Annotated in this window: 25 protein-coding genes; 15 read left to right on the top strand and 10 right to left on the bottom strand. The window is 67.6% G+C overall.

Annotated elements, in window-relative coordinates:
• Positions 1-15 precede the first annotated feature (15 nt).
• The 5 genes from HV701_RS00890 (at position 16) to HV701_RS00870 (ending at position 4,232) form a co-directional block, all read left to right on the top strand.
• The gene (locus HV701_RS00890) at positions 16-948 is read left to right on the top strand and encodes a LysR family transcriptional regulator (protein ID WP_175131267.1); all 933 of its coding nucleotides are present in this window, start codon (positions 16-18) and stop codon (positions 946-948) included.
• A gap of 10 nt (positions 949-958) precedes the next feature.
• The gene (locus HV701_RS00885) at positions 959-1,540 is read left to right on the top strand and encodes an NUDIX hydrolase (protein ID WP_175131266.1); all 582 of its coding nucleotides are present in this window, start codon (positions 959-961) and stop codon (positions 1,538-1,540) included.
• The gene (gene aat, locus HV701_RS00880; RefSeq protein WP_175131265.1) at positions 1,537-2,292 is read left to right on the top strand and encodes a leucyl/phenylalanyl-tRNA--protein transferase; all 756 of its coding nucleotides are present in this window, start codon (positions 1,537-1,539) and stop codon (positions 2,290-2,292) included. Before HV701_RS00885 ends, aat begins: the two co-directional genes overlap by 4 nt.
• A gap of 92 nt (positions 2,293-2,384) precedes the next feature.
• Positions 2,385-3,128, top strand: coding sequence for an arginyltransferase (locus HV701_RS00875; RefSeq protein WP_175131264.1), 744 nt, complete (start codon positions 2,385-2,387; stop codon positions 3,126-3,128).
• A gap of 57 nt (positions 3,129-3,185) precedes the next feature.
• The gene (locus HV701_RS00870; RefSeq protein WP_175131263.1) at positions 3,186-4,232 is read left to right on the top strand and encodes a quinone-dependent dihydroorotate dehydrogenase; all 1,047 of its coding nucleotides are present in this window, start codon (positions 3,186-3,188) and stop codon (positions 4,230-4,232) included.
• Positions 4,233-4,447: 215 nt separating this feature from the next.
• Here HV701_RS00870 and phaP read toward each other — a convergent pair whose 3' ends face one another.
• Complete coding sequence (phaP, locus tag HV701_RS00865) at positions 4,448-5,026, bottom strand: TIGR01841 family phasin (protein ID WP_175131262.1); 579 nt, start codon at positions 5,024-5,026, stop codon at positions 4,448-4,450.
• 383 nt (positions 5,027-5,409) lie between these two features.
• On the opposite strand from phaP, the gene HV701_RS00860 reads away from it, so the two are divergent.
• The gene (locus HV701_RS00860; RefSeq protein ID WP_175131261.1) at positions 5,410-6,387 is read left to right on the top strand and encodes a tripartite tricarboxylate transporter substrate binding protein BugD; all 978 of its coding nucleotides are present in this window, start codon (positions 5,410-5,412) and stop codon (positions 6,385-6,387) included.
• Between the two features lie 65 nt (positions 6,388-6,452).
• On the opposite strand, the gene HV701_RS00855 is transcribed toward HV701_RS00860, so the two are convergent.
• From HV701_RS00855 to HV701_RS00845, 3 genes are all read right to left on the bottom strand, one after another.
• Positions 6,453-7,316, bottom strand: a complete 864-nt coding sequence (locus HV701_RS00855; protein ID WP_175131260.1) for an IclR family transcriptional regulator — start codon at positions 7,314-7,316, stop codon at positions 6,453-6,455.
• A 160-nt stretch (positions 7,317-7,476) separates the two neighbouring features.
• The gene (locus HV701_RS00850; RefSeq protein ID WP_175131259.1) at positions 7,477-8,289 is read right to left on the bottom strand and encodes a competence/damage-inducible protein A; all 813 of its coding nucleotides are present in this window, start codon (positions 8,287-8,289) and stop codon (positions 7,477-7,479) included.
• A 42-nt stretch (positions 8,290-8,331) separates the two neighbouring features.
• Complete coding sequence (locus HV701_RS00845; protein WP_175131258.1) at positions 8,332-9,135, bottom strand: EI24 domain-containing protein; 804 nt, start codon at positions 9,133-9,135, stop codon at positions 8,332-8,334.
• Positions 9,136-9,198: 63 nt separating this feature from the next.
• Here HV701_RS00845 and HV701_RS00840 point away from each other — a divergent pair, with 63 nt between their 5' ends.
• Positions 9,199-9,582: a thioredoxin family protein gene (locus HV701_RS00840; protein WP_175131257.1), complete on the top strand. Its 384-nt coding sequence runs from the start codon at positions 9,199-9,201 to the stop codon at positions 9,580-9,582.
• Positions 9,583-9,670: 88 nt separating this feature from the next.
• Here the strand turns inward: HV701_RS00840 and HV701_RS00835 are convergent, their stop codons facing one another.
• Positions 9,671-11,119, bottom strand: coding sequence for a DEAD/DEAH box helicase (locus HV701_RS00835; RefSeq protein ID WP_175131256.1), 1,449 nt, complete (start codon positions 11,117-11,119; stop codon positions 9,671-9,673).
• 243 nt (positions 11,120-11,362) lie between these two features.
• Positions 11,363-12,337, bottom strand: coding sequence for a helix-turn-helix transcriptional regulator (locus tag HV701_RS00830; protein WP_244957849.1), 975 nt, complete (start codon positions 12,335-12,337; stop codon positions 11,363-11,365).
• Between the two features lie 107 nt (positions 12,338-12,444).
• On the opposite strand from HV701_RS00830, the gene HV701_RS00825 reads away from it, so the two are divergent.
• The 3 genes from HV701_RS00825 to HV701_RS00815 are packed head-to-tail and all read left to right on the top strand — an operon-like array spanning position 12,445 to position 16,969.
• Positions 12,445-14,532, top strand: coding sequence for a TonB-dependent receptor (locus tag HV701_RS00825; protein ID WP_175131255.1), 2,088 nt, complete (start codon positions 12,445-12,447; stop codon positions 14,530-14,532).
• A gap of 17 nt (positions 14,533-14,549) precedes the next feature.
• Complete coding sequence (locus tag HV701_RS00820) at positions 14,550-15,800, top strand: MFS transporter (RefSeq protein WP_175131254.1); 1,251 nt, start codon at positions 14,550-14,552, stop codon at positions 15,798-15,800.
• Positions 15,801-15,802: 2 nt separating this feature from the next.
• On the top strand, positions 15,803-16,969 hold the full coding sequence (locus HV701_RS00815) for an FAD-dependent monooxygenase (protein WP_244957850.1): 1,167 nt from the start codon (positions 15,803-15,805) through the stop codon (positions 16,967-16,969).
• Positions 16,970-16,975: 6 nt separating this feature from the next.
• Here the strand turns inward: HV701_RS00815 and HV701_RS00810 are convergent, their stop codons facing one another.
• Positions 16,976-17,311 carry an AzlD domain-containing protein gene (locus HV701_RS00810; protein ID WP_175131252.1) on the bottom strand — a complete coding sequence of 112 codons (336 nt, stop codon included), beginning with the start codon at positions 17,309-17,311 and terminating at the stop codon, positions 16,976-16,978.
• The gene (locus tag HV701_RS00805) at positions 17,308-18,057 is read right to left on the bottom strand and encodes an AzlC family ABC transporter permease (RefSeq protein ID WP_175131251.1); all 750 of its coding nucleotides are present in this window, start codon (positions 18,055-18,057) and stop codon (positions 17,308-17,310) included. Before HV701_RS00805 ends, HV701_RS00810 begins: the two co-directional genes overlap by 4 nt.
• A gap of 186 nt (positions 18,058-18,243) precedes the next feature.
• Between HV701_RS00805 and HV701_RS00800 the strand changes: the two genes are divergently transcribed.
• From HV701_RS00800 to HV701_RS00785, 4 genes are all read left to right on the top strand, one after another.
• Positions 18,244-19,164 carry a branched-chain amino acid transaminase gene (locus HV701_RS00800; RefSeq protein WP_175131250.1) on the top strand — a complete coding sequence of 307 codons (921 nt, stop codon included), beginning with the start codon at positions 18,244-18,246 and terminating at the stop codon, positions 19,162-19,164.
• Positions 19,165-19,244: 80 nt separating this feature from the next.
• Positions 19,245-19,460 carry a zinc-finger domain-containing protein gene (locus tag HV701_RS00795; RefSeq protein ID WP_175131249.1) on the top strand — a complete coding sequence of 72 codons (216 nt, stop codon included), beginning with the start codon at positions 19,245-19,247 and terminating at the stop codon, positions 19,458-19,460.
• A 37-nt stretch (positions 19,461-19,497) separates the two neighbouring features.
• Positions 19,498-19,920: a YybH family protein gene (locus HV701_RS00790; RefSeq protein WP_025136834.1), complete on the top strand. Its 423-nt coding sequence runs from the start codon at positions 19,498-19,500 to the stop codon at positions 19,918-19,920.
• Positions 19,921-19,931: 11 nt separating this feature from the next.
• Positions 19,932-21,032, top strand: coding sequence for a YheT family hydrolase (locus tag HV701_RS00785; RefSeq protein ID WP_175131248.1), 1,101 nt, complete (start codon positions 19,932-19,934; stop codon positions 21,030-21,032).
• Positions 21,033-21,122: 90 nt separating this feature from the next.
• Here the strand turns inward: HV701_RS00785 and HV701_RS00780 are convergent, their stop codons facing one another.
• Entirely contained in the window at positions 21,123-22,646 is a 1,524-nt protein-coding gene (locus tag HV701_RS00780; protein WP_175131247.1) for a M48 family metalloprotease, read from the bottom strand.
• Positions 22,647-22,703: 57 nt separating this feature from the next.
• Between HV701_RS00780 and galU the strand changes: the two genes are divergently transcribed.
• Positions 22,704-23,549, top strand: a complete 846-nt coding sequence (gene galU, locus HV701_RS00775; RefSeq protein WP_175131246.1) for a UTP--glucose-1-phosphate uridylyltransferase GalU — start codon at positions 22,704-22,706, stop codon at positions 23,547-23,549.
• 56 nt (positions 23,550-23,605) lie between these two features.
• Here the strand turns inward: galU and HV701_RS00770 are convergent, their stop codons facing one another.
• Complete coding sequence (locus HV701_RS00770) at positions 23,606-24,478, bottom strand: cytochrome c oxidase assembly protein (protein ID WP_175131245.1); 873 nt, start codon at positions 24,476-24,478, stop codon at positions 23,606-23,608.
• Positions 24,479-24,540 lie beyond the last annotated feature (62 nt).

Below are 24,540 nucleotides of genomic sequence, written 5' to 3'. Positions count from 1 at the left end.
CTTTAAGAAACAATCATGGATACCCACACTGCCATGCAGACCTATGCCCGGGTCGTCGAACTGGGCTCGTTCGCGGCCGCCGCGGACAAGATGGGCCAGGCACGTTCCGTGGTTACACGGCAGATCGCCTACTTGGAAGAAAAGTATGGCGTGCGGCTGCTGAATCGCACCACCCGCAAGCTCAGCATGACCGACGCGGGTCGCGCCTTCTATGAGCGCGTGCGCCCCATCCTGGCCGAAGTGGCCGACCTGGAACTGTCGCTGCAGGCCGAAGGCCAGGTGCCCAGCGGCCGCCTGCGCGTCAGCGCCCCGGTGTCGTTCGGCATCCTGCACCTGGGGCCGGCCATCGCCGAATACCTGCTGCGCTATCCGGACGTGATCATCGACCTGGACCTGAACGACCGCGTGGTCGACCTGGTCGAGGACGGCTACGACGTCGCCGTGCGCATTGGCCCGCTGCAGGATTCCTCGTTGGTGGCCCGGCCGTTGGCGCCGCAGCAACTGCTGGTGTGCGCGGCACCGGTCTATCTGGAACGTCACGGCGTGCCGCGCACCCCCGAAGACCTGAAGCTGCACCGCTGCCTGCACTACGCCTACGCCAGTACCGGCAACGAATGGCATTTCGAGAAGGACGGCGTCACTCATCTGGTGCGGATCAATGCCGCCCTGCGCGCCAACAATGGCGATGTGCTGCGCACCGCCGCGCTGGCCGGACACGGCGTGATTCTGCAGCCGGAGTTCCTGGTGGGCGAGGACGTGCGCAGCGGCCGCCTCACCGCCCTGCTGCCGGACTACACCCATACCCCGATTTCCATGTACGCCGCGTATCCGCACCGGCGCTTCCTGTCGCCCAAGGTGCGCTCCTTTGTCGAGCACTTGGAAGCCCGCTTCGGCAGCGGAACGCCGATGGCGCCCGCCCGCCGCGCCAGCCGGCGCCGCAGCCGTTAGAATCGTATCCATGACCGCCAAATCGCCCCTCGAATACTTCCCCGCGCCGCGCCGTGCCAACTTCTGCAGCCAGTGCGGCTCGCCGGTGAACCGCCGGGTGCCCGAGGGCGACAACCGCGAGCGCGACATCTGCGACCACTGCGGCGCGATCCACTACCAGAACCCGCGCCTGGTGGTGGGCACGGTGCCGGTGCTGGACAACCGCGTGCTGCTGTGCCGACGCGCGATCGAGCCGCGCTACAACACCTGGACGCTGCCGGCCGGCTTCATGGAGCTGGGCGAGAGCACCGCGCAGGGAGCCGGCCGCGAAACGCTGGAGGAATCCGGCGCGCGCATCCGGCTGGGCGATATCTACACCATCATCGACGTGCCGCAGATCGAGCAAGTCCATGTCTTCTACCTGGCCGAGGTGCTGGGCCCCGAGCTGGATCCCGGCCCGGAGAGCCTGGAGGCCCGCTTCTACGACGAGGCCGAGATTCCCTGGGACGACCTGGCGTTCCGCACCGTGGCGACCACGTTGCAACGCTACTTCGAGGACCGCAAGCGCGGCACATTCGGCCCTCACCACTACACCCTAGAATCGCACCGTTGAAGCTGCCCTGGCTCGCCGCCGACACGCCGTTTCCGCCAGCCGAGTTCGCCCTGACCGATCCGGACGGCCTGCTGGCGGCTGGCGCCGACCTGTCGGCGCCCCGCCTGATCCAGGCCTATTCGAACGGCATCTTTCCGTGGTATTCCGAAGGCGAACCCATCCTGTGGTGGAGTCCCGATCCGCGCATGGTGCTGGCCTGCCAGGACTTCGCGCCCTCGCACTCACTGCGCAAGCTGCTGCGCCAGATCGCACGCCAGAAACACGACGCCGCGCCGCGCGTCCAGGTGCGGGTGGACACGGTCTTCAGCACCGTGATGGCGCAATGCGCCGCGCCGCGTGACGGCCAGCCGGGCACCTGGATTACCGCGGCGATGCGCCAGGCGTATGCCGCCTGGCACCAGGCCGGCTACGTCCACAGCATCGAAACCTGGATCGACGGCGAACTGGCGGGCGGGCTGTACGGCATCAGCCTGGGCCGCATGTTTTTCGGTGAATCGATGTTCACGCTGGTGCCCAATGCCTCGAAGATCGCGCTGGCCTACCTGGTGCGCTACCTCAGCACCCAGGGCGTGCAGTGGATCGACTGCCAGCAGCAGACACGCCATCTTGCCAGCCTGGGCGCGCGGCCCGTGCCGCGCTCGCACTTCCTGGCGCATGTCCGCGCCGCCTGCGCCGAGCCCCCCCTTGCCTGGGCACCGGGCTGGCTCGACAGCAGCGGCCGGCTGACGCCGCTGACGGCGGCGCGAACCTGACGCCTCCCCAAGAGGATGTCCCGGTCCACATGTGATCGCAGGTTAGGCGTTAATATGTACCTGTCTCCGTCACGCACTGGCCGGGACGCCACATGAGCCAGCTAAAAGAACTCCCCTTCTCCACGCTGCAGTTCTACGCAACCGCGCCGTATCCCTGCAGTTACCTGCCGGATCGCCAAGCGCGGTCGCAGGTTGCCGCGCCCGGCCACCTGATCAATGCCGGCACCTATTCGCAACTGGTCGAACAGGGTTTTCGCCGCAGCGGGCTGTTCACCTATCGACCGCACTGCGACAACTGCCGCGCCTGTGTGCCGGTGCGCGTCGACACCGCCGGCTTCGCCCCCAATCGCAGCCAGCGCCGCGCCTGGCGCGAGCACCGCGACCTGCAGTCATTCGTGGCCGAGTTGGCCTGGTCTCCCGAACACTACCGGCTCTACACCCGCTACCAGCAGGGCCGCCATCCGGGCGGCGGCATGGACGAGGACAGCCGCACCCAGTACGCGCAATTCCTGCTGACCAGCCGCGTCAATACCCGCCTGGTGGAATTCCGCGATCCGGACGGCGTGCTGATGATGGTCTCGATCATCGACGTGCTCGACGATGGCCTGTCGTCCGTCTATACCTTCTACGATCCCGACGTGCCGGGCAGCCTGGGCACCTACAGCATCCTGTGGCAGATCGAGCAGTGCCGCACCCTCAACCTGCCCTGGCTCTATCTGGGCTACTGGATCGAGGACAGCCGCAAGATGTCGTACAAGGCCAGCTTCCACCCGGCTCAATACCTGATGGACGGCACCTGGGGCGAACGTCCTGCGCCCACCCCGGGCCCCGCCTGAAGCGCGCCAGCGCGTCGCCGCGGATGTCGGGGCCCAGACCCTTTACAATCCCGCTCCATGTCGATCCTCTTCCACGCCTATCCCCTGGCCCGCCCGGCGCTGTTCGCCATGGACGCGGAAACCGCCCACGAAGTCACCCTGTCGGGGTTGCAGCGGGCCTATGATTGCGGCGCCACGCGCAAGCTGCTGCACGCGCAGCCGAAGGCGCCATGCAGGCTGATGGGAATGCAGTTGGCCAACCCCATCGGGCTGGCGGCCGGACTGGACAAGAACGGCGCCTATATCGACGCGCTGGGCAATCTGGGATTTGGCTTCATCGAGGTCGGCACGGTGACACCCCGCGCGCAGCCGGGCAACCCCAAGCCCCGCATGTTCCGCCTGCCGCGGGCCAATGCGCTGATCAACCGCCTGGGCTTCAACAACCAGGGGCTGGACGCGTTCCTGGCCAACGTGCAACGCAGCCAATGGCGCAAGCAGGGCGGCATCCTGGGGCTGAACATCGGCAAGAACGCCGACACGCCGATCGAGCGCGCGGCCGACGACTACCTGATCGGCCTGGCGGGTGTCTATCCGCATGCCGACTACGTGACGGTGAACATCTCGTCGCCCAACACCAAGAACCTGCGCGCGCTGCAGGGCGGCGATGAACTGTCGGCGCTGCTGGCGCAACTGGCGGACAAACGCCATGCGCTCGAAGACCAGTACCAGCGCCGCGTGCCGATGGCGGTGAAGATCGCCCCGGACCTGACAACCGAGCAGATCGATGCGATCGCCGAGGCCCTGCCGCGCCACGGCATCGACGGCGTCATCGCCACCAACACCACGCTGTCGCGCGAGGCCGTCACGGGCATGGCGCACGCCGACGAGGCCGGCGGCCTGTCCGGCGCGCCGGTGCATGAGCTGTCGCTGGCGGTGATCCGCCGCCTCAGGCAGCAATTGGGCGACAGCCTGGCGATCATCGGCGTGGGCGGCGTGCTATCGGGCCGGCAGGCCCGCGAAAAGATCGAGGCCGGCGCCGACGCGGTGCAGCTGTACACGGGCTTGATCTACCGCGGCCCCGCCCTGGTGGGGGAATGCGTGCGGGCGGTGGCCCGCCGGGCCTGATCGCCCCCTGCCGCCCGAAGGGCCGGGATACTTGGCCGCGAAGACCGCCTGGCGGGCCTTTGCAGCCCGGGCAGCCCCCTGCCGCCGGCCGGACGCGCCGCGCAGGAACAGGCAAAAAAAGAGGCCACCCGAAGGGTGGCCCTAATTCCAGCTCTGCTCTGTCACTCAACAGTACTACATAACTGCGATTTGCGCAGCCCTGCGCGCGCGAATACTCAGGCGCTGCGACGGCTGCGGCTGGCGACCTTGGTGGCGGCGTCGGCGGCATCCGTCGCGGCCTTGAAGGTCGCGTTGGCGGCGGCATTCATGTTGGATTCGGCGACTTCAGCGGCCTGCTTGGCGGCCTTGGTCAGCGAATCGTAGGCGCTGTTGGCGGTGGCCAGCGACGACTTGATCAGGGCGACGGCGCTTTCCGAACCCGTGGGGGCGTTCTTCGAGAACTGCTCGACGGCGTCGCTCAGTTGCTGTTGGCCTTCGGCGATTTGTTCTTCGGTCAGCTTGACCAGGTTGCCTTGCACGCCGGCAACGATGTCGTACACGTGCTTGGTGTAGGCCAGGGCCTTTTCGGCGCCCGGCTGCAGCAGGCCGGAGGCGAACGCCGCGGCTTCCTGCGGGTCCTTCACTTCAGCGGCTTGTTGCGACTTCTGGGCGACTTCGTCCAGGGTGGCGCGCACGACCTTCAGGTTCAGCTCGACCAGTTTTTCGAAACCGGCGAACACGGCCGACTGGGCGGCCACGAAAGTATTGATGCCGGCTTTTTGACGGTCCAGGACTTGTTGCGGGATAGCGCTCATAGAATTGCTCCTTTTAGGGGTCGCCGGAGGCTGTCCGGCAGGTAAGGATGGTGTCTGCGACGAAATAAGGAACGTGCGCGGAAACTGGTACTACAAGCTACCGCCGGCCCGTTTGATGCACTGCACAATTGACATTCTACGGGCCTGAAAATCGTTGTCAAGCAATATTGGTGCAACGCAACAACTATTTGCACATTAACAGTGCAAGCCCCGGACCGGGTTTGATCCAGGACAAGGATTTCCCAGGATCCGGGAAATACCGGACATGACGGCGTATCAATTCTTTTCTACACTGCTTGCACGCTGATGACAGACAAATACAAACAATAAGTCAGCGGTCAAAAACACATCGCAGCAAGCAAAACCCTGCAATTGGAGACTTCATGACCCTCATCCCCCGCACGCTATCGGCCCTGCTCGCGGCCAGCGCCATGCTCGCGGCCGGCGCCGCCCACGCGGAATTCCCGGAACGCCCCATCAACATGGTGGTGCCGTTCGCCGCAGGCGGCCCGACGGACAACGTCGCGCGTTCGCTGGCTGAAGCCATGCGGCACTCGCTGGGCCAGACCGTCGTGGTCGAAAACAAGGGCGGCGCGGGCGGCACGATCGGCACCACGCAGGTGGCCCGTTCGCAGCCCGACGGCTATTCGGTGCTGCTGATGCATGCCGGCTTCTCGACCGCGCCCTCGCTGTACAAGAATCCGGGATACGACCCCTACAAGAGCTTCGAGCCGATCGGCCTGGTCGTCGATGTGCCCATGACCATCATCGCGCGCGCCGACTTCCCGCCCAACACCATCCAGGAACTGGCCGAGTACGTCAAAAAGAACAAGGACAAGGTTTCGCTGGCCAACGCCGGCATCGGGGCCGCCAGCCACCTGTGCGGCACCATGCTGGTCGAAGCGCTGGGCGTGCAGCTGCTGACCATTCCCTACAAGGGCACGGCCCCCGCCATGAACGACCTGCTGGGCAAGCAGGTCGACATGCTTTGCGACCAGACCACCAACACCACGCAACAGATCGACGGCGGCAAGGTCAAGGCCTATGCCGTCACCAGCCTCAAGCGCGTGCCCACCCTGCCGAAGCTCCCGACCATGGACGAATCCGGCTACAAGGGCTTCGAGGTCGGCATCTGGCATGGCATGTGGGTGCCGAAGGGCACGCCCAAGCCGGTGGTCGACAAGCTGGTCAAGAGCCTGCAGGCTGGCCTTGCGGATCCGAAGTTCCAGGAACGCATGAAACAGCTGGGCGCCACGGTGCTGACCGCCGACGCCAATCCCCAGGCCCTGGAGGCCAAGGTCAAGCAGCAAGTGCCGCAGTGGGCCGAGCTGTTCAAGAAAGCCGGCGTCGAACCGCAGTAACCTGACCAGGCCCCGCCCTGGCGGGGCCTGTCGTGTCCTTCGGCAGGATGGACGCCCGGCGCGCCTCAGGGGCGCAGGGCTTCCGCCGCCATGCCCAATCCGTTGAAACCGCTGGACACCGAGGGTTCATAGCCGAGCGCCTCGGAAATACTCGCGGCGGTATCGACCAGGGCCTTGATCCAGTCGTCCTGCAGACGTTCCGCCGGCGCCGAGATCGACAGACCCGCCACCAGTTTGCCGGTGTCATCGAAAATACCGGCGGCGATGCATCGCACCCCAAGCTCCAGTTCCTCGTTGTCGCGCGCGTAGCCATGGCGGCGCACCAGCGCCAGCTCGCGCTCGAGCCGGTCGAGATCGGTCAGGCTGTTGCGGGTATGCCCGGCCAGGCCCGTGCGCAAGGCGTACGCGCGCACCTGACGCGTATCGGCAGTGGACAGGAACAGCTTGCCGGTGGAGGTCAGATGCAATGGCGCACGGCCCCCGATGGCGCGCACCACCTGCATGCCCGAGCGCTCGCTCCAGGCCCGGTCGATATAGACGATTTCATCACCCTGCTGCACCGACAGGTTAATGGTCTGGCCGGTCAGCTTGTGCAGCGAGCGCATCGCGGCGATCGCCGCTTCGCGCACATTGAGCCGTCCCTTGACGAGCGACCCCAGCTCCAGCAGGCGCATGCCTAGCTGGTAGAGGCCATTGTCCACCCGCTCGACGTAGCGCCCCACCACCAGGTCATTCAGGATGCGGTGCGCGGTGGACGCGTGCAGGCCCGTGGTCGCGGACAATTCCTTGAGCGTGACGGGATCAGGCTGCGCGGCCAGCGCGTCGAGCAGGCGCATGGCGCGCTCGATGACCTGGATGGCGATGGGACTGCCCGCGGCGCCATCGGTTTCGGCTTCCTGGGCATTGCGAGTGAAAGAAGGACGGGACATGGGACCAACAGTGGCTAGCGCCGCGCCGCCGAAAGAGACCTTACTTGCGGCAACGCAGCAAACAGTTCTTTCCCGTATTGTGAAATTTACCGGGCCATTTGGCAATCGTTTTTTTGCCCATCGGACTGCCGAGGCGCTTGACCAGGGCCATGCCTATCCATCAGATTCCCGGCGGCGCCAGCTTGCCTCCCAGGCGCAGCACTTCCGCCCGCAAGAAGGCCAAAGCCTCGGCCGCCCCCTCGGGTTCGCCCTTCACGCCCAGGTCGATATGCGGCGTGCCGCCGGCCTCGCCCACGCTGGGCAGGCTGAAGGCCCGCACACCCGGCCAGCGCGTTTCCACGGTTTGCATGGCCGGCGTGATGCGCGACTCGGGCATGCCGAACACCAGGAAGGAATGCTCGGCGTGACGACGGATATGCTGCAACGCACGATAGCGTGTATCGAGCGTCCACTCGAGCATCGGCCACGCCATCACGGGAAATCCCGGCACGAATGTGTGATCCTGGATGAAGAACCCGGGGATGCGGTTGTACGGGTTCGGCACGATCTCGGAGCCCTCGGGGAACATGCCCATCTGCAGCCGCTGCTGGTTCTCGGGCGCACTCATGTCGGCCGTGCCCTGCCCCTTGGCCGCCATCTCGGCCGTGCGCAACGCGATCGCCTGCTCGGCCTCGGGGTGCAAGGCCAGCGCCCGTCCCAGGGCGGCGGCCGCGGCCTGCCGGGTGTGGTCGTCGGGCGTGCCACCGATGCCGCCGCAAGAGAACACCACGTCGCCACTGGCGAAGCTGCGCCGATAGGCGTCCACCAGGGTGTCGCGGTCATCCGGCAGGAATTGCGCCCATCCCAGCTGCATGCCGCGGGCGCCAAGCAATTCGACCACCTTGGAAAAGTGCTTGTCCTGCCGGCGGCCAGAGAGGATTTCGTCGCCGACGATGATGAGGCCGATGCGGCGGGAGGCGGGTTCTGCTGCCATGTCCGGTTCCAGAGAGTGGGATTGAATGAGCGCGATACCGCCTCAGGCGACATCGATGGTGCGTTCCTGGCGCAGGCGCTGGAGTGCGTCCAGTCCATAGTGCGCATAGACCAGCGCCGAAAACACCGGCAGGACGATCCAGGCCGGTGGCAACAGGTTGAGCAGGGCACAGATCAGGCCGATGATCCAGAACCCGCCATTGTGGCGTTCGAGGATCAGTTTGCGTTCGGTGGGGCTGGCATGCTCGACGATGGCGTCGACCCGCATCATGCGCGAGAAGGCGAACGTCCACCAGAAGACCGGCAGCACCAGGGCCATGGGCGGCACCAGCCAGAGCGGCAGGGTGAACAGCCAGCCAAGCACGAACGCGCCCGACACCCAGACCGCGTTCCAGACACTGACGGCGGTGGCCAGTTTGCCCTGATGACGCAGGCTCGCGTATTCGCGCTGGCTCACGTGGCGCAGCACCAGCGGCATGACGAACACCGCTGCGATCGCCAGGCCCAGCACACCCGACAGCGGCAACAGGATCGATACCGCGACCAACGGCACCAGATAGAGCTTGAGCGAGAACAAGCCCATCGCCAGCAACCATTCGTCGGTGCGGTTGATGAAGTCCCAATGCGATGCCTGAGCGGCCAGCCAGTCGGTGAGCGGTGTCCAGAACAGCCAGAACAGCAGTAGCGCGCCGAGCAGCGCAATCAGGAAGGGCAGCAGCAGCGCAAACAGCATCGTCGGGTGGCACTGCGACACCAGGGCGCGCTTGAAGGCCTGCGCCACGCCCCCGGTGCTGCGAGCGAAGCGGCTGGTGCCGGTGGATTCGGAGTCAGGACGCAGGACAGGCATGTAGGCAGGAATGGCGGGTGATCATCCCGGGTATGATAGTCAAACCTGCTTTCCCGCGCTCGTATGACATTACTGGTACCCGGCTCCGATCTCACCGCCCTGCGGGCACAACTGGCCGCCTCGCCGCAAGCCTGGCTGGTCGCTTGCTTCTGCGCCGCGTGGTGTGACACCTGCGAAGAATACAAACCCAAGCTGCGGGCGCTGTCCAGCGCCCGGCCCCAGCATGTATTCACCTGGATCGACATCGAAGACCACGCCGAGCTGCTGGGCGAAGTCGACGTCGAGAACTTCCCCACCCTGCTGGTCCAGATCGGCGGGCGGGTCGTCTTCTATGGCCCCATGCTGCCCCACATCGGCCATCTCGAACGCTTGCTCGACAGCCTGGACGAGCACAGCGCGCCCGTGACGACAGCGCTGCCGGATCTACCCCGGCTCCTCGCCGCCTGAGGCCTCCAGCCGCAAAAAAAGCGCCGTGCCTGGCGCTTTTTTCATGGTCGTGGATGACATCAACGATGCCACCACGCAGGCGTGCCCGCTACTTGCGGCTGCCGCCCAACAGCACGGCCAGTTGGCGCTTGGGCGCAGACGAATTGCCATTCTGGCGCGGCGCCTGCTCTTCGACCTGGGCCGACGCTGCCGAAGGCTCGTAGGGCTTGAGGAAGAAATCATCCACCGGTTGGCGCGTCGTGCCACCGCCCGAGCGGCGATCCGACGAACGGCCACGCTCGCGGCCGCCATCGCGCGACGACGGGCCGCGCTCTTCGCGCCGGCCGTGGCTGCGGGCGACCAGATCGGCCGGCAGTTCCAGGGTACCGCGCGGCACTTCGCGCTTGATCAGCTTCTCGATGTCCAGCAGGAAACGCTCTTCATCGGCGGTGAACAGCGCGATGGCCTCGCCCGAGGCGCCGGCGCGGCCCGTGCGGCCGATGCGGTGCACGTAGTCTTCAGCGTTGTACGGCAGGTCGTAGTTGATGACGCAAGGCACGCCGGCCACGTCCAGGCCGCGCGCCGCCACGTCGGTGGCCACCAGCACTTCGAGTTCGCCGGCCTTGAAGGCCTCGAGCGCTTTCATGCGGTCGGCCTGGGTCTTGTCGCCGTGGATCGATTCGGCCTTGACGCCGTCGCGCTCGAGTTCGCGCGCCAGGCGCGCCGTGCCGATCTTGGTGTTCGAGAACACGATGACCTGATTCAGGCCGCGCGACTTCACCAGGTGCACCACCGCCGCGCGCTTCTGGTCGCCGCTCATCTTGTAGGCGATCTGCGTGATGGTGTTGGCCGTGGCGTTGCGCGCCGCGACTTCGATTTCCACCGGATGGTTCAGGTACGAACGGCCGAGCTTGCGGATTTCGTTGCTGAAGGTGGCCGAGAACAGCAGGCCCTGGCGCTGCGCGGGCAGCAGCCGGATGATGCGTTCCAGGTCGGGCAGGAAGCCCATGTCCAGCATGCGGTCGGCTTCGTCCAGCACCAGGATGCCGACTTGGCTCAGATTCACGTTCTTCTGCTCGACGTGGTCCAGCAGGCGGCCGGGCGTGGCCACCAGCACTTCGCACCCGCGACGCAGCGCTTCTTTCTGCGGACCGATATCGACGCCGCCGAACACCACCGCGGAACGCAGCGGCGTCTGCTTGCTGTAGCGCTTGACGCTTTCGTATACCTGGTCGGCCAGCTCGCGCGTGGGCGTCAGGATCAGCGCGCGCACCGGATGGCGCGCGGGCGAGGCGCTGGTGTTGGCCAGCGGCATCAGGCGGTGCAGGATTGGCAGCGTGAACGCCGCCGTCTTGCCGGTGCCGGTCTGGGCCGCGCCCATGACATCGCGCCCTTCGACCACGACGGGAATGGCCTGCGCCTGGATCGGGGTGGGCGTGGTGTAGCCGGTTTCGGCGATCGATTGCAACAGCAGGGGATGCAGCCCGAAGTCGGAAAACGTGGGCGTGGGCGCCGCTGCTGCGGCGGTGGGTGCTGCGGATTGAGTGGATTCAGTCATCAGGGTTAGGCAAGTACCGGGACCAGTGAAAAAGAACAAAACGAGAGAGCTGCGAGCACTGCACTGCATATGCATCGGGACAACCGGAACGCGCGCCACGCTCGCGCGGCCATGTGCGAACCACCTCGAGACGCATGCGCATCGCGGGTAATCAGCACCCTGCCTTGCTGGCCAGGTGGCGCATTCTGGTTTCGATACTTATGAGGGCAGTACCAGGCCCGGATTGCTGTGGATAACTTGATTTTAGCGCAGCCGGGCGCCGGGGCGGTCAAGCCAGTGCCGGGGGGCGACTCCTTTGGCCTGGCGGAAGCTCTTGCTGAAATGGCTGAGGTTGCCGAATCCGGTGGCCAGCGCGGCATCGGTGACCCGGTATCCCGCCTCCAGCATGGACGCTGCGGCATCCAGCCGCACCGCCTTCAGGTAGGCGTGGACGGAGCGTCCGGCCACCTGGCGAAAGCCCGCCTTGAGCTTTTTCTCGCTCAGGCCAACCTCGCGCGCCAGGCGCAGCACCGTCCATTCCTCGCCATAGCGGGCCTCGATCAGGCGCCGGGCCTGCGCCAGCTGGCGCCGCTCGCGGGCCGCCACCGGCGTCTCTCCGGCCGCGCCGCTCATGGTTTCCAGCACGATGGCCAGGGCCTCGAGCGCCTTGGCGCGCATGTACAGCCGGCGCGCGGTGGCGTCTTCGTGGCGGCAGTCCAGGACGTCGGCGGCCAACCGCAGCAGGCCGGGCGGCGCCGGAAAGCCGGCCATCAACGAACCGGCCGCCGGCACGCTGTGATCCAGCACGAACGCGCCGCGCAGGGCCGCCAGCGGCCGGCCCCCGGCGCGTAACAGCCCGGCGGATGAATAACGGATGTCCACCAGGCGGACGGCTTGCCCGCCCGGCATCTGGAAACGGCCCCGCGCCCCGCGTTCGCCCGTCTGCACCACGGCCATGCCGGAGCCGACGTTCAGCGGCACCCCGCCGTCGATCGACATGCAGGCCCGGCCTTCCAGGAAGACGGCGATGCAGAACATGGGCGGGCCCTCGGCGGCGACGTCCAGGCCGACTTCCGGCGCGCCGTTCCAGACCGACAGGGTCAGGTCTTCGTCGAACGCCTCCACCCGTGACAGCGCCGCCCATGCAGCGGGAATCGGCGCGGCGGGCAGCAAGGGGTGGCCGCAACGGTGTCCCGGCCAGTCGGTCGCGGGCGCCAGCGCGCCAGTGGCGAAATCCAAATTTAGACCCCGAATTGAACAGTGCGGGTACGGAAACCGTTAGTGCGCCCCGATACCAATAACAATAATTCTCATTAATAATTCTACTGAAATCCCGCTTTGACGACATGACACTTTCGCTCCCCTTCCGCCACACCGCGCTGACGGCCGCCCTGTGCGCCCTGGCCGTTCCCGCCGCCGCGCAGTCCCAGTCCGTCAGCGAGCTGGCCCCCATCACCGTCACCGCGAGCAAGCAGGAACAGGCGCTGCGCGATTTCAATGGCGCCGCCGTGGTGGTGCCGGCCGACACCCTGCACGCCGCGCAGGTCGACAGCACCCTGCAACTGTCGCGCGTGCTGCCGGGCGTACAGATGTCCAGCAGCGGGTCGTTCCTGTTCCCCGTCATTTCGGTGCGCGGCATCACGTCGGCCCAGGACTTCTACAACCCCGCGCTCACCGTCTACGTGGACGGCGTGCCGCAGTTGCCCACCTTCGCCTCACAGCTGCTGACCGACGTCGAACGCGTGGAACTGCTGAAAGGCCCGCAAGGCACGCTGTATGGCAAGAGCGCGATGGGCGGCGTGTTGAACATCGTGTCGCGGCAACCGGACAACGATCCCTACTTCCGCGCCGCCGCCGGCGTCGCCAGCCGCGACGGTTACCTGTTCAAGGCCAGCGGCGGCGGGCCGCTGGTCGACAACCTGCTGTACGGCTCGGTGGCCGCCGCGGTCAACGACGCCCCCGGCCGGCTCGACAACCCGGTCACCGGCGCCAGCCATGTCGGCGGCACCTCGGCCAACGCGGGCGCGGCGCGTCTGCGGTTGGCGCCGGCCGGCAGCCCCTGGGAAATGGGCCTGGCGGTCAGCGGCGAATGCACCCGCGGCAGCCAGGACGTCTACGTGCCCTTCGACGATCCCGGCAGCCGGCAAGCCGCGATTTCCCCGGACATGCCTGCGTCGCTGGCCGATCCCTACCAGAAGCGCTGCAGCGGCAGCCAGGCGCTGACCGGCCGCTACGATTTCGATGGCTGGCGCCTGAATGCGGTGGCCGCCTGGCAGCAGTTGCACTACGACCGCCACTTCACCCTCGGGCCGACCTACACCAGCCAGCCCGAGCGCTGGCGCCAGCAGATGCAGGAACTGCGCCTGTCGACCACCGGCACGCACGCGGTCGACGGCGTCGTGGGCCTGTACCGCCAGCGGGTCACGCAGTCGCGTTCCGCGCTCAGCCAGATGCAGATGCCCGGGATGCAAATCGACGCATTCACGGCCGGCTCCCGCAACACCAGCGAATCAATCGCCCTCTATGGCGACGCCACCTGGCACGCCACCCACGCGCTCGATCTGTCGGCCGGCCTGCGTTATTCCCGCGACAAGGCATCCACCCGCTACGACGGCTCGACGCTCAATGGCGTGACCTACGGCCAGGACCCCTTCGGCGGCGCGGGCACGACGTCGGGCAGCACGGTGCTCGGCAAGCTGTCCGCCGGCTACCGCCTGTCGCCCGAATGGCGCGTGTACGCCAATGCGGCGCAAGGCTACAAGCCCGGCGGCTACAACCTGGCGCCGTCCAACCCGGCCGATGCGCGTCCCTTCGGCAAGGAACGCGGCGTCAGCTACGAAGCGGGCGCGCGCTTTGACGGCGATACGTTGCGCGGCGGGGCCGCGCTGTACCGCACCGACATCCGCGATGCGCAACTCTATGTCAGCGACCAGATCGGCTATCAGCACATCGAGAACGTCGGCAATACGCGCTCGACCGGCGTCGAGTTCGACCTGAGCTGGGACGTGACGTCGCAATGGACACTGGGGCTGGACGGTTTTCTAAACCACACCACGTTCCGCAGTTTCAACAGCGATGCGGTCTGCCCCGGCTGCGACGGCAACCGCGTGCCGTTCTCGCCGGGCTACGGCCTGAACGCCAGCGCCCGCGGCCACTTCGACGCGGGCATCGGCCGCCTCTCGCCGGCCCTGACCGTGCGCCGGATCGGCGCGCAGTTCTTCGACATCGGCAACAGCCTGCGCCAGGACGCCTACACGCTGGTCGACCTGAGCCTGGCATGGCGCATCCGGCCGCAGGTCGAGGCCACGCTGTACGTCAACAACCTGACCGACCGGCGCTACCGCACCTACGCCTTTGGCGGCGGCGCGCGCGGCAGCTACGCGCAGGTCGATCCCGGCCGCACCGTGGGCCTGAACGTCGCCTTCGAATACTGACGCCGGGACCCGACGCGATGCCGAACGCCTCCCCCGCGCGTCTGCCGACCGCGCGGGTCATTGCCGCCATCGGCGGCATCTGCATGGTCCAGAGCCTGGTCAGCGGCATCGCCTTCCAGGGCGTGCCGGCGCTGCTGCGCGACAGTGGCGCGCCGCTGGGCCAGGTGGGCCTGGCCTATCTGGCCTTCCTGCCGTGGGCCCTGAAATTCCTGTGGGCGCCGTGGATCGAGCGCTATCGCCTGCCCCAGGGCCAGGCGCGGCGGCGCACCCGGCGCATCGTGCTGCCGGGCCAATGGCTGCTGGCCGCGTTGCTGTTCCTGCTGGCCATCCTGGGCCAGCCGACCCTGCCCGTGCTGCTGGCCGTGCTTGGCCTGATCTCCCTCACCGCGGCCACCGTCGACATTGCCGGCGACGCCTTCGCGGTCGAGCAACTGGCGGCGCGCCGGCGCGGCTGGGGCAATGCGACCCAGGTCGGTTCCAGCTATTTGGGCATGTTCCTGGGGGCGGGGCTGTTCGTGGTGCTGGCGGACAGCCATGGCTGGCGCGTGGCGGCCGCCGTGATGGGCCTGCTGGTGCTGCTGCTGACCCTGCCGTTCGCCGGGCTGCGCGAGCCGGCCCGCGCGGCCGATGCGCCTGCGCACCGCCCCAGCCTGGCGCACGCGCTGGGCCGGCCAGGCGTGCGGCTTGGCCTGCTCATCACCGTGGTGTTCCAGGTCGGCTCGCGGCTCGCCGCCGGCATGACCTCGCCGCTGTTGCTGGACCGCGGCGTGCCGCTGGCCTCGGTGGGCTGGATCAACGGCGCCGGCGCGGTCGTCGCGGGACTGGCGGGCACCTTGCTGGGAGCGCTGGCGCTGCAACGCTGGCGGGCGCCGCGCGCGGTGGTCGCGGCCATGGCCCTGCAGGCGGCCGCGCTGATCCTGTTCGTGGCCGGCGTCGCCGCGCCCGGCCTGGGGTTGCCGGCCGCCGGCCCCGGCTGGCTGGTGGCGCTGGCGCTGCTCAAGGCGGCCACGGCCGCCACCGGTTTCGTCGCGCTGTACGCCTTTCTCATGGGGCAGGCCTCGCCGGCCCAGGCCGGCGTCGATTTCACGCTGTTCCAGTGCGCCGACGCGCTGGTCGCCATGGTCGGCGGCCTGGCCGCCGGCTGGCTGGCGCAGCACCTGGGCTATGGCGCCTGCTTCGGCATCGCCGCCGTCCTGGGCGCGGCCGGCCTGCCCGCCCTTTTCGTCCTGATGCGGCGCGCCGCGCCGCCCTCGTCTTCTGGAGAATGAACATGTCTGAACGCACCGTCGTCATTGCGGGCGCCGGCGTCGCCGGGCTGGCCTGCGCCTGGTGGCTGGCCCGGCAGGGCTGGCGCGCCGTGGTGGCCGAACGCGCGCCGCATCTGCGCGATGGCGGCTACATGATGGGCCTGTCCGGCCCCGGCCTGCTGACCGCCCGCCGCATGGAACTGGTGCCCGCCCTGCGCGCCGTGGAGCGCGAAATCGGCGAGAACGTCTATCGCGACCGCCGCGGCCGCGAGGTGATGCGGATCCGCTATCGCGAACTGCTGCGGCAACTGGACTGGATCACCCTGCGCCGCACCGATCTCGTGCAGGTGCTGCACGCCGCCGTGCGCGACCACGCCGAGATCCGGCTGGCCACCACGGTGGCGGGCTGTAGCCAGGATGCCCATGGCGTGGACGTGACATTGTCGGATGGGTCCCAATTGCGCGCCGATCTGCTGATCGGCGCCGATGGCGTGCGCTCGCCCCTGCGCGCCCAGGTCTTCGGCGCCGAAGCGGCGGCGCCATCGCCGCTGGGCTACCGTTATGCGGCCTATGACGTCGACGACGACACCGGCATGGCGCGCGACTTCGTGTCCTATGCCGCGCCGGGCCATCAGGTCGAATATCACGGGCTGGGCGGCGGCCGCAAAGCAGCCCTGCACGTCTGGCGCAGCCACGAGACCGGCTGGGTCGAGGCGCCGCGGCGGCTGGGCCTGCTGCGGGAACTGGCGCGCACCACCCACGCGGAAGTGGGCCGGCAGCTGGACACACTGTCCGCCGACACGCCGATCGTCATGGATGACCTGGCGCTGGTCGAGCTGCCGCGCTGGCATCAGGGCCGCATCCTGCTGGCCGGCGACGCCGCCCATAGTCTGTCCCTGATTTCTGGCCAGGGCGCGGGGATGGCATTGGCCGGCGCCTACGTGCTGGCGCAGGAACTGGGCAGGCTGCCGATCGAACAGGCCCTGGCGGCCCATGAGCGGCGGCTGCGCCCGGTGATCGACAGCCTGCAGCAGCGCAGCCGCAAGCTGGCGCCCGTCTACGTGCCGGCCTCGGCATTCGCCTTTGGCCTGCGCAATACGGCCTTACGCCTGCTGCCCAGGCTGATCCTGAAACGCTATTTCCTCAGCGGGCTGAAATCCGAAATGGAAGCCGCCGCGGCGCTCGGCTGACCGGCCTCAACCCGCCAGCCAGCGCAGCCCCCACAGCACCAGCATGCCGACCACGATGACCAGCACCGCGCTGCGGGTGCGCAGAAACACCAGAATGGCGACGATGCCAGCCACCAGCTTGTAGTCGAACAGCGGGCCCAGCCCGGCCTTCCAGGGCAGCAGGTCGGGCACCACGATGGCGGTGAGCGCGGCGGCGGGCGCATAGCGCAGCGCGCGGCGCACCCCATCGGGCAGCGGGATGTAGTCGCCGAACAGCATGAAGCCGGCGCGCGTCAGCACACTGCACAGCGCCAGCAGCAGAATCGCCGAATAGACGTAGATTTCGGACGGCCAGAATGTCATGTGCGCGCCTTGAAGAAGCGTTCGGCCCACATGCCGGCCACCACGCCCGCGATGACCGCGGCCGCCAGGCCCAGGCGCAGCGGCAGCACCTGGCCGGTCCAGGCGACCACGCCCGCGGCCAGCATCGACACCAGCATGGGTTTGGAATTGGCCAGCGGCACCGTAATGGCCAACAGCGCCAGCACCGCCGCGAAATCCAGCGACCAGGCCGACGGCACCATGGTCCCCAGGTAGATGCCGATGATCGACGAGGTCTGCCAGACCAACCAGCCCGGCGCAATGGTGCCGAGGAAATACCACAGTTGTTCGCGGGTGCCGCGCTCGGCGGCGTCACCGAAGCGCGGCATGAACAGCACGAAGCCCATGTCGGTGGTGAAGTAGCCCAGCCCCAGCCGCTTGGGCCAGGACAGGTGGCGGAAATAGGGTTGCAACGCCGCGCCGAAGATCAGGAAGCGCAGATTCACCACGCAACCGGCGGCAAAGACCAGCCAGAGCGGCGCGCCGGTGGCGATCAGTGGCAGGGACGTGAGCTGCGCCGATCCGGCGTACAGCAGCAGGGTCATGGCCAATGCCATGGATTCGGTCAGGCCCGACTTGACCATGGCCACGCCGGTCACCAGCCCCCAGGTGGCGGTGGCGATCAGGGCGGGCACGATGGCGTGGACCCCGGCGCGGAAAGCGGCGATGCGCTCCTGGCGGACCTGCCGCGGATCTTCGGATTCGGAAAGCGCAGACTCAGAGGACAACGGCGGGCCCCTGGGGATTCGGACAGGACGACATGGAAACTCTGTGGGAAAGGAAACGCACGACAACCTGTTCGCCCGCCGGGCCCGTCGGCGCCCGAGGGCACCGCGCCGGTGCGCGAATAGCGCGTTATTGTAACCTCGCCGCTTGATACAATACGGCCCTCGGGTTTAGACAGGGAGCAGACCATGTCGATGGCTGACCGCGATGGCTTCATCTGGTATGACGGCAAGCTCGTGCCCTGGCGCGATGCGACCACGCACGTCCTGACGCACTCCCTGCACTACGGCCTGTCGGTATTCGAGGGCGTGCGCGCCTACCGCTCCGAGATCGGCACCGCCATCTTCCGCCTCGAAGACCACACCAACCGTCTGTTCAACTCGGCGCACATTTACCAGATTCCGATGCCGTTCGATCGCGACACGATCAACGAAGCCCAGCGCGCGGTGGTGCGCGAGAACCAGCTGGAATCCTGCTACCTGCGCCCGCTGGTGTTCTACGGCCCCGAAAAGATGGGCGTGTCGCCCAAGGGCGCCAAGGTGCACGTGGCCATCGCCGCCTGGCCCTGGGGCGCCTACCTGGGCGAAGAAGCCCTGTCGCAGGGCATTCGGGTCAAGGTATCGTCGTTCGCCCGCCAGCATGTCAATGTGACCATGCCGCGCGCCAAGGTCGCCAGCACCTACGCCAACTCGATCCTGGCCAATACCGAGGCCCTGCAGGACGGCTACGACGAGGCCCTGCTGCTGGACACCGAGGGCTTCGTGGCCGAAGGCTCGGGCGAAAACCTGTTCCTGGTCAAGGATGGCGTGCTGTGCGAGCCCGAAATCGCCTCGGCGCTGACCGGCATCACCCGTTCCACCATCCATGCGCTGGCGGCCGATTTCGGCCTGCGCGTGGTGACCAAGCGCGTGACGCGCGACGACGTTTACATCGCCGACGAAGCCTTCTTCACCGGCACCGCCGCGGAAGTCACGCCGATCCGCGAGGTCGACAACCGCCAGATCGGCTCGGGCCGGCGCGGCCCCATCACCGAGAAACTGCAGAAGGCGTTTTTTGACATGGTGAATGGCCGCAACCCGAAGTACCATCACTGGCTGAGCAAAGTCTGATTCGCGCCGCCCTGCCCTGGCAGGGCAGCATTACTGCCCCAACCTACCGTATCACCGGTATTTTTTATTCAGGAAATTCCATGACCGCCGCTGCCCCGGCCGCCGCCCCCCACGAAGTCATCGAAGTCGGCGCCGAAGACCTGCCTGTGTTCTGTCCGGGTCCCAAGGCCCCGCTGTGGAGCATGCACCCGCGCGTCTTCCTGGACGTCGCCCACAACGGCTCGGCGCGCTGCGCCTATTGTGGCGCCGAGTATCGGCTCAAGCCCGGCACCGTGCTGCACGGCCACGGCCACTGAGAAGACCCGCCGCCCAATAGCCATCCGTTCCGCCACCATGTTCGCCACGCCCGAAGAAGCAGAACACGCCTTCTATGAAGCCCTTGAGCAGGGGGACACCGTCCGCCTGATGCAGGTGTGGGCGGACGACGAGGAAGTCGTCTGCATTCACCCGGGCGGCCTGCGTATCGTCGGCCACTCGGCCGTGCAGGAATCCTGGCAACACGTGCTGGCGAATGGGCCGTTGCACATCCGGCCGCTGCGCCCGCTGGTCATGCTGAGCATGATGTGCGCGGTGCATGTACTGGTCGAGCAGGTCGCGGTGCGCACACGGGAAGGCACGCAGTTCGCCAACTGCTACGCCACCAATATCTATCACAAGGGCCCCACCGGCTGGCGCATGGTCATGCACCACGCCTCGTCGGCGCCCACCGAAGCCGGGGTGCTCGACTTGCACGACGTGCCCGACATGCTGCACTGACCGGGTCGACTTTGGCTGCTGCTCGCTTCGACACAACGCCCTGCCCTGTTCCCTCCTGGCTGCCCGGAGGCGATGCCCAGACGGTCTACGCCGCGCTGTTCGCGCAGTACCACCGCATCGCCTTCGTGCGAGACCGGGTCGAAACGCCCGACACCGACTTCGTCGATTTCGATTGGACCGGGCCCGGGCTGTTCCCGCACAAGGCCGCCGACGGCGCGCCCGTGAGCGGCCAGCGGCCGGTCGCCAACGGCAAGACCGCGGCCGCGCGCTGGATGACCGAAGCCGACTGGAAATCATTGCCGCAGACGGCCGACACGCCGGCGCTGCTGCTGTTCCATGGCCTGGAAGGCGGCAGCAACAGCCGCTATGCCCAGTCCATCGCGCACCACTTCCGGGCGCGTGGCTGGATCGTCGTCATCGCCCACTTCCGCGGCTGCTCGGGTGTGCCCAACCGCCTGGCGCGGGCGTATTATTCCGGCGACTCGGCCGAGGTCGGCTTCCTGCTGAACACGGTGCGCGACCGTATCCCGCACGCGCGCTGGCACGCGGTGGGCGTGTCGCTGGGCGGCAATGCTCTGCTGAAATACCTGGGCGAACACCAGGAAGACACCGGCTGGCTGACAGCCTGCGCGGGCGTGTCGGTGCCGCTGGACCTGGTGGCCTGCGGCAAGACGCTGTCGACCGGGTTCTTCAACCGCAAGGTCTACACCGGCCATTTCCTCAAGACGCTCAAGCACAAGGTCCTGGAGAAGGCGCACCGCTATCCCGGCGCCATCGACGTGATGCGCATCGCCCACGCGCGCGACCTGCGCGATTTCGACGACGCCTACACCGCGCCCATGCATGGGTTCCGCAATGCGCTCGATTACTGGACGCGGGCCTCAAGCAAGCCCTGGCTGCCACGGATCGCGGTGCCGACGCTGGTGCTGAACGCGCTGAACGATCCGTTCATTCCCGCCAGCGCCCTGCCCAAGCCGGACGAGTGCTCGTCCAGCATCCTCTTGCACCAGCCGACCGACGGCGGCCACGCGGGATTCCCGACGGGGGCGTTTCCGGCCCATCTGGGCTGGCTGCCGCAGCGGCTGGGCCGATTCTTCGAGACCGGCCTGTAGTCGTTCGCCAGGCGCGGCCTGCGCACCGGTTCCGGCGCTGGCGCGGGCCCGGCTCGCCCCGGCAGCGCCCACGCGCGCACCGGCGCCGCATCAACCCGACTTGAAACGCTCCAGCAACTGGCGCTCTTCGGCCAGCCGGTCCTTGACTTCCTTGATCTGCACGTCGATCTGCGATTGCTCGTAGAAATCGGTGGACATGCCGCGCGCCTGCTGCAGCTGCGACTCCGCCGCCGCGAAGGCGCCGGTCATCACGTAATAGCGCGCCAGGTCGCGGCGCGCCTGCACCGGCTTGCCGGTGCGCTCTTCGCTCTGCGCCAGCATCTGGTAGAGGCTGGGCTCGTCCGAGCCCCACTGCTTGATCCTGGCGCGCAGATACTCCTGGGCCTCGGCGTGGCGGCCATTGGCCTGCAGCGCCGAGGCGTAGGCGATGCCCAGCGCCCGCTGCCCGGGCCAGCGCCGGATCGCGGCCTGCGCCAGGTCCTGGGCCCGCCGGTAATCCTTGCGCGCCAACGCGATATCGACGGCAAGCTTGGCCATCTGCGGCGAATCGCGACCGTCGGCGGCGGCCTGCGCGAGCTGGCGCTCGGCTTCGTCCAGGCTGTTGCGCTGGAACGCCTGCAGGGCCAGCCCGTAGTACGCGGCCGAACGGCGCACCCCGGACAGGGCCTGGGCCTCGTCCTGCAACTGCTGTCCGGCGGTGCGCAGGCTGACCGCATCGCGCCCTTGCACCACGCGCATCTTGGCGCGGATGTACCAGAAATCATCGCTGTCGACATGGCGAGATGGCGGTAGCGAACGCACCCGGTTCTGCACATCGGACATACGCTCGATGGACAGCGGGTGGGTACTGGCCCACGAGCCGCCGCCGGCGCCTTCGTTCAGGCGCGAGGCGCTCATGAGGCGCGAGAACATCTGCGCCATGCCTTGCGGGTCATAGCCCGCCTTGGTCAACATGGTGAAGCCGGCGCGGTCGGCCTCGCGCTCGGCATCGCGCGAGAAGCCCAGCTGGCGATTGATGGCGGCGGCCTGGCCGAACGCGGCCACGCCCATCGCCAGGTTGCCGCCACCGCCGGCCAGCGCCGCCAGCAGCGCGCCCGCCAGGCTCGCCAGCATGACCATGCTGTTCTGGCTCTGCTGCGTCATGCCGCGCGCGATGTGCCGCTGGACCACGTGGCCGATTTCGTGCGCCAGCACCGCCGCCAGTTCGGATTCGCTGCCGGAGGACACGATCAGCCCGGTGTTGACGCCGATGAAGCCGCCCGGCATGGCGAACGCGTTGATCTCGGGGTCGCGCACGCCGAACATCTCGACATCGGGCACCGCGCCGGGCGAGAACGCCGCCAGCTTGCGCCCCATGGTGGTGAGGTACTGGCTGAGTTCGGGATCATCGACGTAGGTCGGATCGCGCCGCCCCTGCGACATGATGGCTTCGCCCAGACTGCGCTCCAGCGCGGGCGACAGGTCCGCGGCGGAAGCCGCGCCCATCGAGGGCAGGCCCACCGGCTGGGCCCAGGCCGTCACGGGCAAGGCTGGCACCGCCAGCGCGACACAGATTCCGATGGTCGCGCCTCGCCGCGCAATCGAGCAAATGGATGGCATTTTCCTGCGGTTCATGAGCCTATGATAGCGATGCGCTTAAAATGTTTCATCGATACCCCAAACGAGGTTTCAATGCGTCCCGTCCGTAAAGCCGTTTTCCCTGTCGCCGGCATGGGCACGCGGTTCCTGCCCGCCACCAAGGCGATGCCCAAGGAAATGCTGCCCGTGGTCGACAAGCCGCTGATCCAGTACGCCGTCGAAGAAGCCGTGGCCGCCGGTATCACCGACCTGATCTTCGTTACGGGTCGCAACAAACGGGCCATCGAAGACCATTTCGATTCCGCGCCCGAGCTGGAATCCGACCTCGAAAGCAAGGGCAAGCACGAGCTTCTCGCCATGGTGCGGGGCATTCTACCCGCCCACGTCAATTGCCTCTATATCCGCCAATCGGCGCCGCTGGGTCTGGGCCACGCGGTGCTGTCGGCCGCGCCGGCCGTGGGCGACGAGCCCTTCGCCGTGCTGCTGGCCGACGACCTGATCGACGCCGACACGCCGGCCATGAAGCAACTGGTGGACATCGCCGTGGCGCAGAACGCCAGCGTGCTGGGCGTGCAGGATGTGCCGCGCGAAGACACGCGCAAGTATGGCATCGTGGCCACCCGCGATGGCGAGGGCGATGGCCGTACCGAGCGCGTCACCCACATCGTCGAAAAACCCGATCCCGCCGCCGCCCCGTCGACCCTCGCGGTGGTGGGACGCTACGTGCTGGAAGCGGCGATCTTCGATCACCTGCGCTCGACCAAGATGGGCGCCGGCAACGAGATCCAGCTGACCGACGGCATCGCCTCGATGATGCGCGAACGCGCGGTGTATGCGCATCGCTACGAAGGCACGCGCTATGACTGCGGCAACAAGGCCGGGATGTTCCAGGCCACCGTGGCGCTCGGCAAGAAATACCACGGCCTGCTGCCGGAATGACACGGCGGCCGCAAGCGGCCGCCTGCCCCATGCCCGCCGCCAGGCCCTGGTGGCAGCTAGACCGACGCCGCCCGGCGCGCCCTGGCACGTGCCAGGGCATCGCGGTCGGCCTTGCGCAAACGGCCTTTGGCCGATAAACGCATCAGCGTGCCCAGCGCCACCATCAGCCCGATCACCTCGACCAACGCGGCGGGAATCCACATGGTCAGCCCGCCGATGGTCTGGTCGGTCTGCGCCGACATGGCGATGGCCCGGCCGCACAATTCGAACAAGGGATAGATATCGCTTTCGGTGAAGGCGATGACGGCGCCCGCCACCATCTGCGGCAGCATCGTCAGGATCGGTGATATCACGCGCCCGCCCGGCGTCATCGCGGCCGGCGGCGCAGGGCGGCGGTCCAGGATCAGGTTCCAGTACATGAAGCCGCTGATCACCACCGACCAGTTCATCAGTCGGTACAACCGCCAGTCGAGCATGGAGTAGAACTGCACCGACGGGATCAACCAGACCAGCACCAGGAACACGAACAGCGCCGGCACGAGGATCTTGTGGGTCAGCGCCGCCACGGTGGCGCGGCCGGCGCCGGTGCGCAGGAAGTCACGCAGGCGCACGCGCCAGCGCAGCGGCAGCCCGGCCCGCATGACCTGCCCGGGAAACGCCGCCATCACCAGCAAGGGCCCCAGGTGGTGCAGCACCAGATGCTGGATGCGGTGGATGAAAAACATGCGCTCGGCGTAATAATCCAGACGGGTGTGCAGCGACAGGTACAACAGCACCATGCCCACCCAGAACAGCACGCGGCGCGCCGCCGTCACGTGGTGCACGCGCTGCCCGCGCACGAACAGCACGATGGCCACCAGAAAGGAGGCCACCAGCGTGGGAGAGAACTCCCAGGGTATGAGCCATTCGAGACTGTCCATGCGGGTCATCCGGAAAATGCCGACGGGGCGCGCCCCGGCCCTGCCGGGCCTGAACGCGCGGCCGGGTCGAT

The sequence above is a fragment of the Achromobacter pulmonis genome (genome assembly GCF_902859765.1).
Taxonomy (GTDB): Bacteria; Pseudomonadota; Gammaproteobacteria; order Burkholderiales; family Burkholderiaceae_B; genus Achromobacter; species Achromobacter pulmonis.
This window is presented reverse-complemented; position numbering and strand designations above follow the sequence as displayed.